17 protein-coding genes and 3 tRNA genes are annotated in these 13,669 nt (G+C 44.9%); 4 read left to right on the top strand and 16 right to left on the bottom strand.

The annotated features are described in order from the left end of the window. Positions 1-9 precede the first annotated feature (9 nt). From AB4133_RS06225 to mutY, 6 genes are all read right to left on the bottom strand, one after another. Positions 10-85, bottom strand: a tRNA-Phe gene (locus tag AB4133_RS06225). 7 nt (positions 86-92) lie between these two features. After that, positions 93-168: transfer RNA gene (locus AB4133_RS06220), tRNA-Thr, on the bottom strand. Positions 169-242: 74 nt separating this feature from the next. Next, a tRNA-Phe gene (locus tag AB4133_RS06215) sits at positions 243-318 on the bottom strand. A gap of 103 nt (positions 319-421) precedes the next feature. Continuing rightward, positions 422-1,555: a membrane-bound lytic murein transglycosylase MltC gene (gene mltC, locus AB4133_RS06210; RefSeq protein WP_017062252.1), complete on the bottom strand. Its 1,134-nt coding sequence runs from the start codon at positions 1,553-1,555 to the stop codon at positions 422-424. Between the two features lie 69 nt (positions 1,556-1,624). Beyond that, positions 1,625-1,897, bottom strand: coding sequence for an oxidative damage protection protein (locus AB4133_RS06205; RefSeq protein ID WP_010435637.1), 273 nt, complete (start codon positions 1,895-1,897; stop codon positions 1,625-1,627). 28 nt (positions 1,898-1,925) lie between these two features. Beyond that, the gene (gene mutY / locus AB4133_RS06200) at positions 1,926-2,987 is read right to left on the bottom strand and encodes an A/G-specific adenine glycosylase (RefSeq protein ID WP_017062251.1); all 1,062 of its coding nucleotides are present in this window, start codon (positions 2,985-2,987) and stop codon (positions 1,926-1,928) included. A 165-nt stretch (positions 2,988-3,152) separates the two neighbouring features. Here mutY and trmB point away from each other — a divergent pair, with 165 nt between their 5' ends. After that, the gene (gene trmB / locus AB4133_RS06195; RefSeq protein WP_017062250.1) at positions 3,153-3,872 is read left to right on the top strand and encodes a tRNA (guanosine(46)-N7)-methyltransferase TrmB; all 720 of its coding nucleotides are present in this window, start codon (positions 3,153-3,155) and stop codon (positions 3,870-3,872) included. Positions 3,873-4,222: 350 nt separating this feature from the next. Further along, positions 4,223-5,143 (top strand): glutaminase B, encoded by a 921-nt coding sequence (gene glsB / locus AB4133_RS06190; protein WP_372138973.1) that lies wholly within the window; start codon positions 4,223-4,225, stop codon positions 5,141-5,143. A 124-nt stretch (positions 5,144-5,267) separates the two neighbouring features. Here the strand turns inward: glsB and hemW are convergent, their stop codons facing one another. The 7 genes from hemW to AB4133_RS06155 all read right to left on the bottom strand — a co-directional run bounded on the left by hemW (position 5,268) and on the right by AB4133_RS06155 (position 10,118). Further along, positions 5,268-6,455, bottom strand: a complete 1,188-nt coding sequence (hemW, locus tag AB4133_RS06185; protein WP_017067796.1) for a radical SAM family heme chaperone HemW — start codon at positions 6,453-6,455, stop codon at positions 5,268-5,270. After that, a complete protein-coding gene (locus AB4133_RS06180; protein WP_017062247.1) occupies positions 6,455-7,054 on the bottom strand; it encodes an XTP/dITP diphosphatase in 600 nt (199 codons plus the stop codon). The genes hemW and AB4133_RS06180 overlap by 1 nt, the downstream gene beginning before the upstream one ends. Positions 7,055-7,102: 48 nt before the next feature. Then, a complete protein-coding gene (locus tag AB4133_RS06175; protein ID WP_017062246.1) occupies positions 7,103-7,534 on the bottom strand; it encodes a DUF4426 domain-containing protein in 432 nt (143 codons plus the stop codon). A gap of 28 nt (positions 7,535-7,562) precedes the next feature. After that, entirely contained in the window at positions 7,563-7,853 is a 291-nt protein-coding gene (yggU, locus tag AB4133_RS06170) for a DUF167 family protein YggU (RefSeq protein ID WP_017067797.1), read from the bottom strand. A gap of 29 nt (positions 7,854-7,882) precedes the next feature. Next, positions 7,883-8,440, bottom strand: coding sequence for a YggT family protein (locus AB4133_RS06165; RefSeq protein ID WP_017067798.1), 558 nt, complete (start codon positions 8,438-8,440; stop codon positions 7,883-7,885). A 76-nt stretch (positions 8,441-8,516) separates the two neighbouring features. Then, positions 8,517-9,335 carry a pyrroline-5-carboxylate reductase gene (gene proC, locus AB4133_RS06160; RefSeq protein WP_372224072.1) on the bottom strand — a complete coding sequence of 273 codons (819 nt, stop codon included), beginning with the start codon at positions 9,333-9,335 and terminating at the stop codon, positions 8,517-8,519. A gap of 78 nt (positions 9,336-9,413) precedes the next feature. Further along, a complete protein-coding gene (locus tag AB4133_RS06155; RefSeq protein WP_017062243.1) occupies positions 9,414-10,118 on the bottom strand; it encodes a YggS family pyridoxal phosphate-dependent enzyme in 705 nt (234 codons plus the stop codon). A 26-nt stretch (positions 10,119-10,144) separates the two neighbouring features. On the opposite strand from AB4133_RS06155, the gene AB4133_RS06150 reads away from it, so the two are divergent. Together AB4133_RS06150 and AB4133_RS06145 are read left to right on the top strand one after the other, a co-directional pair. Beyond that, the gene (locus AB4133_RS06150; protein WP_017062242.1) at positions 10,145-11,182 is read left to right on the top strand and encodes a type IV pilus twitching motility protein PilT; all 1,038 of its coding nucleotides are present in this window, start codon (positions 10,145-10,147) and stop codon (positions 11,180-11,182) included. Between the two features lie 14 nt (positions 11,183-11,196). Continuing rightward, positions 11,197-12,306, top strand: coding sequence for a PilT/PilU family type 4a pilus ATPase (locus AB4133_RS06145; protein WP_017062241.1), 1,110 nt, complete (start codon positions 11,197-11,199; stop codon positions 12,304-12,306). A 74-nt stretch (positions 12,307-12,380) separates the two neighbouring features. Here AB4133_RS06145 and AB4133_RS06140 read toward each other — a convergent pair whose 3' ends face one another. From AB4133_RS06140 to AB4133_RS06130, 3 genes are all read right to left on the bottom strand, one after another. Next, positions 12,381-12,518, bottom strand: coding sequence for a hypothetical protein (locus tag AB4133_RS06140; RefSeq protein WP_372224071.1), 138 nt, complete (start codon positions 12,516-12,518; stop codon positions 12,381-12,383). A gap of 99 nt (positions 12,519-12,617) precedes the next feature. Then, positions 12,618-13,040: a Holliday junction resolvase RuvX gene (gene ruvX, locus AB4133_RS06135; RefSeq protein ID WP_004735480.1), complete on the bottom strand. Its 423-nt coding sequence runs from the start codon at positions 13,038-13,040 to the stop codon at positions 12,618-12,620. Between the two features lie 65 nt (positions 13,041-13,105). Then, complete coding sequence (locus tag AB4133_RS06130) at positions 13,106-13,669, bottom strand: YqgE/AlgH family protein (protein ID WP_017062239.1); 564 nt, start codon at positions 13,667-13,669, stop codon at positions 13,106-13,108.

Below are 13,669 nucleotides of genomic sequence, written 5' to 3'. Positions count from 1 at the left end.
ACCAAATAATGGTGCCTCGAGGCGGAATCGAACCACCGACACGCGGATTTTCAATCCGCTGCTCTACCGACTGAGCTATCGAGGCAAAAGAATGGTGCCGACTACCGGAGTCGAACTGGTGACCTACTGATTACAAGTCAGTTGCTCTACCTACTGAGCTAAGTCGGCACACTAAATTCTTTATGCTTTTGTCCGTGTTGTTACTCCCTGTTAAAGAGTGTTGACACCAACAAATCAAATTGTGGTGCCCGGAGGCGGAATCGAACCACCGACACGAGGATTTTCAATCCTCTGCTCTACCGACTGAGCTATCCGGGCAACGGAGCGCTATTAAACGGATTTTCTGCATAACCGTCAACTCCTTTTTTGAAAATAACTAAAAAAACCGTTCGTTCGTTGTTTTTTTATTCAAAAGTGAGGGTTATGTTTTACCTTGGTTAAATTCTTTTTTGAATTGCGTTACTTTTTCGAGGTATCGGCGCGACTCTTTATTTGGATGCTTCTTGGTAAGCGCCCAGTAGGCTTGGCTCGGTTGCAGCGAGTTTAAGTCTTGCATTGCTCGCTTTCTGTCCTTACTGAAGGTATTGAGTACGCCACCAGTACCGCCGTTATAGGCTGAAATCATACTGTATTCAAGCGTTAATGGGTTTTTTACGTCTTTCAAATAACGATTTTTAAGGATGTAAAAGTATGCGGTGCCAGCATCAATGTTGTTTTCTGGATTGAATAAGTACTCAGGGCTTGGTTCACCAGGTTTCTTTTTGACGTGTTCAAATACATCTCGACCAGCGGTTTTAGGTACCACCTGCATAAGACCATAAGCATTAGCCCAGCTTACGGCGTACGGGTTGAAGCTACTCTCTGTCTTGATGATAGCGTAGATTAAATCTTCAGGGATGTCATAACGCTGAGACGCTCGTCGAACGATGTCGGCATATTGATAACTACGCTGGCTAGCGTGGTCGGCCACCATTGGGATTTCAACGTAGTAGGCTTTTTTAAAGTCGACTTCTTTGGTTTTTAGGTTATTCGCGATCAGGTAATCCGCAAACTGGTTCGCTCGCCAAGTCCATTGAATGGGCTTTTTTTCTTGGTCTACAACCTGATTATAGAGGAAAGGTTTGCCTTCTAGCTTGATGCTTTTAGAAGAGAATAGATCGACATGCGCCGGATCATCTGGCGTCAAAAGGGTCGTCATGATCGCATTTTTGAGGTGTTTTTTCGGTTCGGTAGAGGAAACCGTTTCCACCGTTATCAGGCCTTGGCTAAAATTCACTTCTGAACGACTTAAGTAATTATCTATGTATTTCACATAGTTACTCTTACCTGCCATCTTGATTTCACTGCTACCCCAACGTTTTTGAATGTTGCCTGAAAAGCTATCTATTAATGAATCTAGCGCCCCGGTATCCTTTTCAAATTGTCCGGGTAGCTCAGCTAAATTCTTCACAAACCGGTTGGTTGGCTCGTAATTGACATCATAAATGCTTTCGACAAATTCACGGCTGCAGCCAGTTAATAACATGGCTGTTAGGAAGTAACTTAGCTTTTTCATAGTTCCTCATACAAAAATGACATCGCAGCGTTAACCATGATGTCATTAAAAATTGCTTAAATAAATGTCTTATTCGCTTGGTGGAGTATAACCATCAATTACGACATCTTTACCTTCGAAAAGGAAGTTAACCATCTCAGTTTCAAGAAGTTTACGATGCTCAGGATCCATCATGTTTAGCTTCTTTTCATTGATAAGCATAGTTTGCTTGCTTTGCCATTGTCCCCAAGCTTCTTTAGACACGTTGTCAAAGATACGCTTACCTAAGTCACCTGGGTAAAGTTGAAAATCTAGGCCTTCAGCATCTTTTTGAAGGCGAGCACAAAATACAGTGCGGCTCATAGTGGTTCCTCTTATCGCGTTCGTTGATTCAAACGTCGTCGTTCAGTTCAAAGGGTAGGCTCTCAATAAGCTGCTTTACAGGAGCGGCTAGGCCAATTTCTTCCGGTTTTGATAAGTTATACCAGAGACCTTTAGTCCCTTCCATTATCAAATCTGGTTGTTTATCTAATTTCACCAATACTGGCGTGATATCTAAGTGGTAGTGGCTGAAAGTGTGTCTAAACGCAATCATGGTCTTGATCGAATTGGTTTGAGTGTCTTTGATCGAACGAAGATCTAGTTGATGTTCGATCTCTGCGTTTTCATTTTGAGGGAAACAAAACAATCCGCCCCAGATACCAGATTGAGGGCGCTGTTCGAGCCACACTTGGTTGTCGTGATACAGAATCACAAACCATGTGTCTTTTACTGGCTTTTCTTTCTTAGGCTTTTTGCCAGGGAAGTCGAGCTGTCTATCGAGCTTCTTGGCCTCACACATGCTTTCAATCGGGCACAAGGTGCACTTAGGCTTGCTACGGGTACAAACCATGGCACCCATGTCCATCATTGCTTGGTTGTACTTATCGACATCTTTGTTCGGAGTATGTGCTTCGGCGTGTTCCCAAAGCTGGTTTTCGACTTTCTTTTGCCCCGGCCAACCTTCAACGGCAAAACTTCTCGCAAGCGTTCGTTTTACATTGCCATCAAGAATCGCATGAGGAAGTTTATGAACCGATGATAAGACGGCTGCTGCTGTTGAGCGACCAATCCCCGGTAGCGCGTTCATCTCTTCGATAGACAGCGGAAATTCACCACCATATCGCTCAGCAACGATCTTGGCTGCTTTATGTAGATTGCGAGCTCGTGCGTAATAACCAAGCCCTGTCCATAAGTGGAGTACCTCATCTTGTTCGGCGTTCGCTAGGTCGATAACCGTTGGAAAGCGTTCTAAGAAGCGTTGGTAGTATGGAATCACCGTAGCAACCTGAGTCTGCTGAAGCATGATTTCAGATAGCCAAACGGTGTAGGCGGTTTTGTTTTGTTGCCAAGGCAATTCTTTACGCCCGTAGGCGTCATACCACTTTAATATGGCGGTTGCGAAAGGAGTCACGACATGCTCTATGCTTTGCTATTATTAGAAGCGAAATTGCACCACACTTAACGTTGGATGTAAAACAGACAAATTGTGTGGGAATTTATCCACGGAAAGACTTGCACCGGAGGCAATTCTTTGGATAATCCCCGCTTTGATTAATCAATGTGCAGGCAAAAATCAATGAGTGAAGTGACCACTAACGAATATACTGAAGACGGCAAACTGGTTCGTAAGATCCGTAGCTTTGTTCGCCGCGAAGGCCGCTTAACAAAAGGCCAAGAGAACGCGATGAATGAATGTTGGCCAACAATGGGTATCGACTACAACCCAGAGCTTCTTAACTGGAAAGAAGTATTTGGCAACGATAACCCGGTTGTACTAGAGATTGGCTTCGGTATGGGTGCATCACTGGTTGAAATGGCAAAGAACGCACCTGAGAAAAACTTCTTAGGTATTGAAGTTCATAGCCCGGGTGTTGGTGCGTGTTTAGGTACAGCTCGCGATGCTGGCGTAACTAACCTGCGTGTAATGTGTCACGATGCTGTAGAAGTATTTGAACACATGATCCCAGATAGCAGCCTGCATACTCTGCAACTGTTCTTCCCTGACCCATGGCACAAAGCTCGTCACCATAAACGTCGTATCGTTAAGGCTGAGTTTGCAGAGATGGTTCGCGGCAAGCTTCAACTTGATACTGGTGTTTTCCACATGGCAACAGACTGGGAAAACTACGCAGAACATATGATTGAAGTGATGAACGTAGCTCCAGGCTTCGAAAACATCGCTGAAGATGGTGATTACATCCCTCGTCCGGATGAGCGCCCGCTAACTAAGTTTGAAGCGCGTGGCCACCGTTTAGGTCATGGTGTTTGGGACATTAAGTTCAAGCGTACTAAGTAACTTCGAATCAAATTAAGTGAAGGGTAATCCGACTTAGGGTTTAACCCCTACACTTTATGGGATTGATTAAAGCCAACATTATTGTAATGTTGGCTTTTTTGTCCTTAGGCTTTTATTTCAGTAAAGGCTTAACGACAGAAAGTAATACCAATCACAGTAAGTAAGTGATCAGAAATAGCGTAGGAAAAAGGCTTGAGAACAAGGCAGCATTTTTCGATAAGTAGTTACTCTACAATCAAAAATTCTAACGCAGTTATCGAGCATTTTAACAAGCTAGAGTGAGCAGTTATTTACTACGATTGGTATATGTTACACCCCCTACAAAAATAACAATATAGAAGTAAGCGCACATGAAACCAACTCAAGCTATTTTGGCCGAGATCTTAGACGAAGTTCGTCCTTTAATTGGACAGGGAAAGGTCGCTGATTATATCCCTGCACTGGCTCGCGTATCGAACCAGAAACTGGCGATCGCGGTATACACCAATGAAGGTGAGGTGATTAAAGCAGGCGATGCTGAAGAAGCATTTTCTGTGCAATCTATTTCTAAAGCCTTGAGCCTGACGCTAGCTATGGTGCTATATAAGCCTGAAGAGATTTGGCAAAGAGTAGGCAAAGAGCCTTCTGGTCAAGCCTTTAACTCGATGATTCAGCTTGAGATGGAGTATGGGATTCCTCGTAACCCGTTCATCAATGCTGGTGCAATTGTTGTTGCAGACCTACTACAAAGCCGCTTGTCAGCACCAAGACAGCGTTTATTGGAGTTTGTACGTCAGTTATCGGGCGATACTCATATTGTGTACGACAAGGTAGTAGCGGCTTCAGAAATGATGCACAGCGATCGTAATGCTGCCATTGCTTATTTGATGCGTTCATTTGGTAATTTTGAGAATGATGTTATCCCAGTTCTGAATAACTACTTCCATGCTTGTGCGCTTAAAATGACGTGTGTGGATTTGGCAAAAACCTTTAGCTATTTAGCAAACAAAGGCGTGTCGGTTCAAACCAAGAAAGAGATCATCACGCCAGTTCAAACCAAGCAGTTGAATGCTTTGCTTGCGACGTGTGGCTTGTACGATGGGGCTGGTGAGTTTGCCTACCGTGTTGGTATGCCAGGAAAATCGGGCGTTGGTGGCGGTATTATTGCTATCGTTCCTGGCGAAATGACGATTGCGGTGTGGTCTCCAGAGCTTGATCCTTCTGGCAACTCGCTCGCAGGTACTAAGGCTCTAGAGTTGCTTTCAGAGCGAATTGGTCGTTCTATTTTCTAAGAGAAAGATTCGAGCACGGACGTTGTCCTATAGAACGCTTCGCTCCGAGAGAGGGCTATAAAACAAAAAGGGTTGACCCTAAAGCCAACCCTTACGCAATGCTTCTCGAATCTCGAATCTCGAACTACTCGTCTTCTTCTGCCATAAAGGCTTCTAACAGATCATTGAGAAACAGCTTTCCTTTTTCAGTGATCTGCCAGTGAGTGTCGGTTTCCTTCAAGTAGCCTAGCTCTTTTGCCCATTCAATCGTTTTTTGAATCGAGTCAAAACCAAGCCCTGTCGTATCAATGAAATCCTGCTTTGGACATGCTTCCATTAACCTAAAGCGGTTCATGAAAAATTCAAAAGGGCGGTCTTCATTCGGCACTTCAAATTCATCTGATAGATAAGGTTTTACCATGTTTTGGTACGCAGCTAGATAGCCTCTAGGGTGCTTAACCTTAGTGGTACGAACAATGCGTCCATCTGTAAAGCTCAGCTTGCCATGAGAGCCACAGCCAATACCTAGATAGTCACCAAAGCGCCAGTAGTTGAGGTTATGTTGGCACTGATATCCCGGCTTGCTGTAGCCTGAAATTTCGTACTGCACATACCCTGCGTCTGCGAGCTTCTTATGGCCTAGGTCGAAGATATCCCAAAGGTCATCATCATCAGGCAGCGTTGGTGTTTTGTAATAGAACATGGTGTTAGGTTCTATTGTTAGCTGATACCAAGATAAGTGCGGAGGGTCGAGTTCTATCGCTTTATCCAAATCAGCCAACGCTTGTTCAATACTCTGTTCGGGTAAGCCGTGCATTAAGTCTAAATTGAAACTATTCAATCCAATCTTATGCGCTAAATGAGCAGCATTTACCGCTTCATCTTGACCATGAATACGCCCAAGTCTTTCCAGTTTCTCTTGCTCAAAACTTTGCACACCCACCGAGATTCGAGTAATGCCTGCCTTTTGGTAACCTGCAAAACGCTCAGCTTCGATAGTTCCCGGGTTGGCTTCCATGGTGATTTCTATTTCAGGTTTGAACGGGATGCGCTGTTCAATGCCTTGTAACAATCGGCCAATTCCTTCAGGAGAAAACAGGCTTGGGGTACCGCCACCAATAAAGATCGAATGCAGTGGGCGAGGCATACCATTGAGCTGATATTTTTCGATATCAGTATCGAGATCCTCAAGCAGTGCATCGATGTACTCTTTTTCAGGGATCTCGGCTTTCAGAGCGTGAGAGTTAAAATCACAATACGGACACTTTTGTACACACCATGGGATGTGTACATAGAGGCTAAGTGCGGGTGGTATTAGCGCTGCATTGTGCATTACAGAGCTTGCTCCTTGAGAGTCTTGAATAGTGACGCAAGCGCTTTACCACGGTGTGATAGTTGCTTCTTACGCGAAGATTCAAGCTCTGCTGAGGCGCAGTTATCTTCTGGTACAAAGAACACAGGATCGTAGCCAAAGCCATTCTCACCGTGTTCTTCAGTAAGAATACGACCTTCCCATTTACCGTGACACACTAGAGGTGTTGGATCATTCTCGTGACGCATTAGCACCAACACACAGTGGAAACGCGCAGTACGCTTTTCAGTTTCGACACCTTGCATCGCATCTAATAGTTTTTTGATGTTCTGCTTATCGGTTGCCCCTTCACCTGAGTAACGCGCTGAATAGATACCTGGCGCACCATTTAAGTAATCAACCTCTAAACCTGAGTCGTCAGCAATGGCTGGCAGCCCTGTTTCTTTCGCTGCGTGGCGAGCTTTGATGATGGCATTTTCAATGAAAGTCGTTCCTGTTTCAGCGACTTCTGAAACGTTAAATTCACTTTGCGCGACAACGTCAAAACCAAACTCAGACAGAATATCTGCCATCTCGCGAACTTTACCTTGGTTGCCTGTTGCTAAAACAATCTTACTCATGGGAATGTAGCTCTAAATAAGTTAATAAATGAAAAGTAAGGTTTGAGCTTACTCTTCTATATAGAATTTCTGTGTGAAACGCAGTGGACCAGTGCCTTTTAGGCCTGCGTTCACATCGATGTCGAAGGTGATGTTTTCTTCGTGAGTTACGGGGAACTCAGCAAGGTAATAAATCGCATCGCCTTCTTTGATTTCTCGAAACTTCAAAGTACGGGTGTTTCCAACGAGGTTCTTCGCTGTTCCCGTAATTTTAGCCGTTGTCGCAGGCTTGCCTAGAGAAGCCTTGTCTAACACGCTGATGTTGAGGATTGCTGAGTATCCATTTCGCTTAAGTTTGTATTGCTTAGCGACTTGCGAAGTTAAGAACGTGGAATTAAAAGCCGAGTAATGAACCTCGACATCCTTAATGTTCTTAAATTGCCCTGCTGAGCTTGGTAAGGCAACAAGAGCGGTGAGTAGTGCTGTTATCCATAAACGCATAATGACTCCAATAAATAGCAAAAAGCCATCATAGGATGGCTTTGACTTCAGTTGGGATTTGGCTTGGCGAGCATATTCGAACTTGCTTGTGCCTACCGAGATCTCCCTTTTCTATCTTAATTTGCCCTTTTGCGACCTTAAACTGTTTCGCAAGGTATTTCGCTAAATGGGCATTGGCTTTGCCATCAACCGGTGGTGCAGTAATGGCAATTTTCAGTTCCTGACCGTGCAAGCCGACAATTTTGTCTCGGCTTGCTTTGGGTTGGATATAGAGCCTAAGAAGAATATCGTCTTCCTCGGCCCAAACCGCTTTTGGCATCGTCAAAGTACCTGATGTTTGTACTTGAATTATAGCTGATACCAAATAGGGCCAATCATGTCGCCCATTAGGAAGTTCGCAAATTGCAGAACAATGAACAGAACCAGTACGCTTAGGTCGAAACCACCCATGTCCGGAAGGATACGGCGGATAGGCACTAGCATTGGTTCAGTCAGTTGATGGAATACGTACTCGATTGGACTACGACCTTGGCTTACCCAGCTTAGGATTGCACGGATAAGTAGAACCCAGAAGATCAAACCACCAGCCGCTTTGAGCAGAGACAGTGCACCAAAGATAAGGAAGCTAATATCGAAAACGGCAGCGCCGCCAGAGATAATCAGGTTTAGAGCAACGAACTTAAGTACACACAGCACATAAGCGAAAACAACGGTCGCTAGATCAAGGCTGCCGATTGATGGAATAACTCGGCGTAGTGGGGCAACAACCGGTTGTGTCGCTTTTACGATGAATTGTGAGAATGGGTTGTAGAAATCTGCACGTGATGCTTGTAGCCAGATACGCAAGATCACAACCATGATGTAAAGATCAAAAACGGTCGAGATCAGAAAGCTCATCGAGTTCATATTGTTTCCTTTTTCGGATTTACTTGTCGCTTAGATATAACCAGAGCGGCAAAATGCTTGTTTACCTTGATTGGTACTAAAACAGTTTTTCCATCTCTTCAGCTCGAGCAACCGCCGCTTGCATGGCTTTTGCTACGATGTCTGATAGTTGATGTTCGTTAAACGTGCGTAGTGCTTCTGCGGTCGTGCCGCCTTTGGATGTCACTTGTTCACGCAGTGTTGATAATTCAGTATCTTGGTTTGCTACCACCATCTCTGCCGCGCCTAATGCAGACTGCTGCACTAGCTTACGAGCGGTTTCTTGGTCAAAACCTTGCTTGATTGCTTCAGCTTGCATCGCTTCCATAAACAGGAAGAAGTAAGCCGGAGCGCTACCCGCCGCCGCAATGATGTTGTTGATTCCAGACTCTTGTTCAACCCAACTTACTTCACCAACAGCTTGCATCAGCTGAGAAGCAAAGTCTTTATCATCTTGGCTGACAGTTGCATCGGCATAAAGACCACTCATCCCTTTACCAAGCAGTGATGGCGTGTTTGGCATCACACGAACAAGGTTCAGTTGGCAGTTTAACATCTCATTGAGTCGATTCGCATTAATACCCGCAGCAATGGAGATAACCAGTTTGTTGCTAAAGTCGATGCTTTGTAAGGGTTTACATACATCAGCCATCATCTGTGGTTTCACTGATAACACAAAAACGTCTGCTTTTTCAGCTGCGGCAATATTATCGCTGGTGGTATTGATGCCGTATTCTTGTTCTAACGGCAGCCTTCTGGTTTCTGAAGGTGCTGTCGCAGTAATCTTTTGCGCTGGGTAACCACTAGCAACTAAGCCAGCTACAATTGAGCGAACCATGTTTCCCGCCCCAATAAAGGCGATGTTCTTATGTACCATATATAAAATCCTGAGCGTGTCGCTGCGCGGATAAGGCGAAGCGGTATCAATACTTGTACTTGTCGTTACTTACTACGGCTATTTCGCGTAATCACGAGCGCCGAAAATAGCTGTTCCAATACGAACCATTGTGCTACCAGCCTCAACTGCTGCATCCATATCACCACTCATCCCCATCGAAAGGGTATCAATGTCTGAATACTTCGCGGCTAGCTTGTCTTTAAGCTCTGCCAGTTGAGAAAATGCATTAAGCTGAGATTGATAGTCAGATACGTTTGCAGGAATCGACATCAATCCTCTTAAGGTGAGGTTGGGGAGCGATGAAATCAACTCCGCGAGTGCAAAAACTGTCTCTTCTGAGGTTCCAGATTTGGACTCTTCACCACTGGTGTTTACCTGAATCAACACTTGCAAAGGTGGAAGTTCGCTTGGTCGTTGATCATTAAGCCTTTGTGCGATCTTATCGCGATCGACGGAATGCACCCATTGAAAGCTTTCCGCGATTGGGCGGGTTTTATTGGATTGAATTGGACCAATAAAATGCCACTCTAAATTTAGGTTAGAATGTTGTTCTGAAAAGTGTTTTACTTTATCTACACCTTCTTGAACATAGTTTTCACCAAAGGCAACTTGGCCTCCGAGTGCGGCTTCTAGAATCGCATCAATAGGTTTAGTTTTGCTGACGGCTAAAAGTTGCACGGACTCTGGAGCTCGTCCGCACTTTTGCTCAGCACTACGAATCTGTGAGGTGATTTGTTCGATATTTTGTTGAATACTACTCATAGCTGACTTTACTTAAGGGAAAATAAATGGATATCACTGAGTTACTAGATTTTAGTGTAAAGCATAACGCGTCAGATCTACATCTTTCTGCGGGTGTATCTCCAATGGTACGTATAGATGGTGAAGTAAGGAAGCTTGGAATCCCAGCTTTGAGTCATGCTGATGTGCATCGTTTGGTTTTTGAGATCATGAGCGATTCACAACGCGGCGAGTTTGAAGAAAAACTGGAAGTCGACTTCTCTTTTGAATTACCCAATGTTGGTCGCTTTCGTGTTAATGCGTTTAACCAAGCCCGTGGCTGCTCAGCTGTCTTTCGAACTATCCCTGTCGAAATCCCGACTTTAGATCAGTTAGGTGCACCTGAGATCTTCGAAAGGATTGCTAACTACGAAAAAGGGTTAGTGCTCGTCACTGGTCCAACTGGCTCTGGTAAATCAACGACTCTTGCGGCGATGGTTGATTACGTAAATCGCAACCACAATAAGCATATTCTGACGATTGAAGACCCGATTGAATTCGTTCACACCAATAATAAATGCCTAGTCAACCAGCGTGAAGTTCACCGTGATACTCACAGTTTTAAAGCGGCACTGCGCAGTGCCTTACGTGAAGACCCAGACGTGATTCTGGTTGGTGAACTTCGTGACCAAGAGACGATTAGCTTAGCGTTAACCGCAGCAGAAACGGGTCACTTGGTCTTTGGTACTCTGCACACCAGTTCTGCGGCTAAAACGATCGACCGTATTATCGATGTGTTCCCAGGTAGCGATAAAGATATGGTTCGTTCGATGTTGTCTGAATCACTGCGCTCGGTGATAGCCCAGAAGCTGCTAAAGCGTGTTGGTGGTGGTCGTGTGGCGTGTCATGAAATCATGATGGCAACACCGGCGATCAGAAACTTGATTCGCGAAGATAAGGTTGCGCAGATGTACTCGATCATTCAAACGGGCGCAGCGCACGGCATGCAGACCATGGAACAAAATGCGAAGCAGCTGATGGCGCAGGGCTTGGTTGATTCGGAAGAGGTCGAGAAAAAGATCGAAATTGAAACCTCAATGTTTTAATCAAGGTGGACACAATGGAATTGAATCAAATCCTTGAGGGAATGCTTTCTCAAAAGGCATCGGATCTTTATATCACGGTTGATGCGCCAATCCTTTTTCGTGTGGATGGTGAATTACGCCCCCAAGGAGAGAAGCTGAATGCGGCTCAAGTTGCTCAATTACTTGATGCGATGATGGAACAAGACCGACGTGATGAATATCAGCAAACGCGTGAGGCTAATTTTGCGATTGTGCGTGACTTTGGTCGTTTTCGTGTCAGTGCATTCTTTCAGCGAGAGCTACCTGGAGCGGTCATTCGACGTATCGAGACTAACATCCCAACCTTTGAGCAACTAAAGCTTCCTGATGTACTACAGGACCTATCAATAGCTAAGCGCGGACTTGTGCTGGTGGTTGGTGCGACAGGCTCTGGTAAATCGACCTCAATGGCTGCAATGACAGGCTATCGCAACACCAATCGCTCGGGACATATCTTGACGGTTGAAGACCCTATTGAATTTGTGCACGAACATAAAAAGTGCATCGTGACGCAGCGTGAGGTCGGGCTCGACACCGAGAGTTACGAAGTCGCGCTTAAGAACTCGCTACGCCAAGCACCAGACATGATCTTGATTGGCGAAATCCGTAGCCGTGAGACCATGGAATACGCGATGACCTTTGCTGAAACGGGTCACTTGTGTATGGCAACCTTGCACGCCAATAACGCTAACCAAGCGCTAGAGCGTATTCTTCATTTGGTGCCGAAAGAGCAGAAAGAACAGTTCTTGTTTGACCTATCGATGAACCTGCGTGGTGTCGTCGCTCAGCAACTCATTCGCGACAAGAATGGCAGCGGGCGTCATGGTGTATTCGAGATTCTGCTGAATAGCCCTCGTGTTTCTGACTTGATTCGTCGTGGTGAACTACACGAACTGAAAGCAACCATGGCTAAATCGAAAGAGATAGGTATGCAGACCTTTGACCAAGCTTTGTATGATTTAGTGATAGCAGGCAAGATCAGCGAAGAGGATGCGTTCCACAGTGCCGATTCTGCTAATGACTTGCGCTTAATGCTCAAAACTAGACGTGGTGATGACGACTACGGAACTGGGGCGTTGGCTGGTGTGAAGATAGATATGGGGTGATAAAAAACGCCTGATTTGATTCTAGGTTAAAATCAGGCGTTCATCATATTCATCGTTCGACTGCGTCTGTATTATCAACGCTTCTTGTTCTTAGGCTCGCTGATTACGTCTGCGTCAGTCGAAGTATGATTCATATAACCTGCATTATTGGAGCTTGTCGAACTGCATGCTGAAATGGTTAGAGCGGCGAATATTGCTAGAAAAATTTTCATATTAACTCCCACTTACCTAATAATGAATTGCTTCGACAATACGTCGTAATATCATTATAGGATCACATAGGAGCTTTATCTTTGAGCACTTAATTTTAGTTAAGAATATTGTGCTTCAAACCAACTCTCTAAAATGACGACTGCAGACTGGTTATCGACATTGCCTTTGCTTAGCGCTTTATAGCCGCCCATTTCAAAAAGGTCGGCCCTTGCTTCTGTCGTAGAAAGTCTTTCATCATGCAATTCAACATCCACACCAAAGCGTCCTTTAAGACGGTTAGCGAACTTCTTCGCTCTGGGTGTAATGGCTGCTAGATCTTTACCATGAAGGTCGGTAGGAAGACCAACCACAATAAGATTTGGCTGCCATTCCTTAATTTGCTTCTCGATATCGTCCCAGTTTGGGATGCCATCTTTTGCTTTAAAGGCTTTTAAAGGGCTTGCTGTGCCTGTGATTTCTTGTCCTATCGCACTGCCGATACTTTTCGTACCGTAGTCAAATGCCATAATTGTTCGTGACATGGGGCTTCCAAATTAATCTGTGTTTGAGAGTGTCTGTTTATTTTATTTTATTGAGCTGAGTCGGGCTAGGCGTGGCCAGCGTCTGCTGAAAGCTGAGCCGCATTGATGCCTAACATTTGCACGGCAACTTTCCAGCGATCCGAAATCGGTGTATCGAAGATGACCTTCGGATCGGCTTCAACGGTTAACCATGAGTTCTCGGTCAGTTCTGTTTCCAGTTGTCCGGGTTCCCATCCTGCATACCCAAGTGCGACTAAATAATTCATCGGCTCATCTTCTGTGCCCAACACCATCAAGATATCTTTTGAGGTTGTCACTGAGATTTGATCCGTCATGCTGATACTGGATTGATAGTTGCCTTTAGGTTTGTGCAAAATAAACCCACGGTCTTCTGCGACCGGTCCACCATTCAATACAGGCTTATCAAGACTTGCTTGGTTGGGTTTTGGCTGATCAGAATCAACCTCAACTTGCTTAAGCATGCTACCGACAGTGACATCAATAGGGGCGTTGATCATCAAACCCATCGCGCCTTCATCATTGTGCTCACAAAGGTAAATCACCGAATTTTGAAAGTATGGGTCTTTCATTCCGGGCATAGCAACCAGAAAGTGGTTCGTTAAATTCAT

It is taken from the genome of Vibrio sp. 10N.286.52.F8 (assembly GCF_041468745.1).
Lineage (GTDB): Bacteria > Pseudomonadota > Gammaproteobacteria > Enterobacterales > Vibrionaceae > Vibrio > Vibrio crassostreae_C.
The sequence above is the reverse complement of the archived record's forward strand: the minus strand, read 5'-3'. Positions and strand labels throughout refer to the sequence as shown.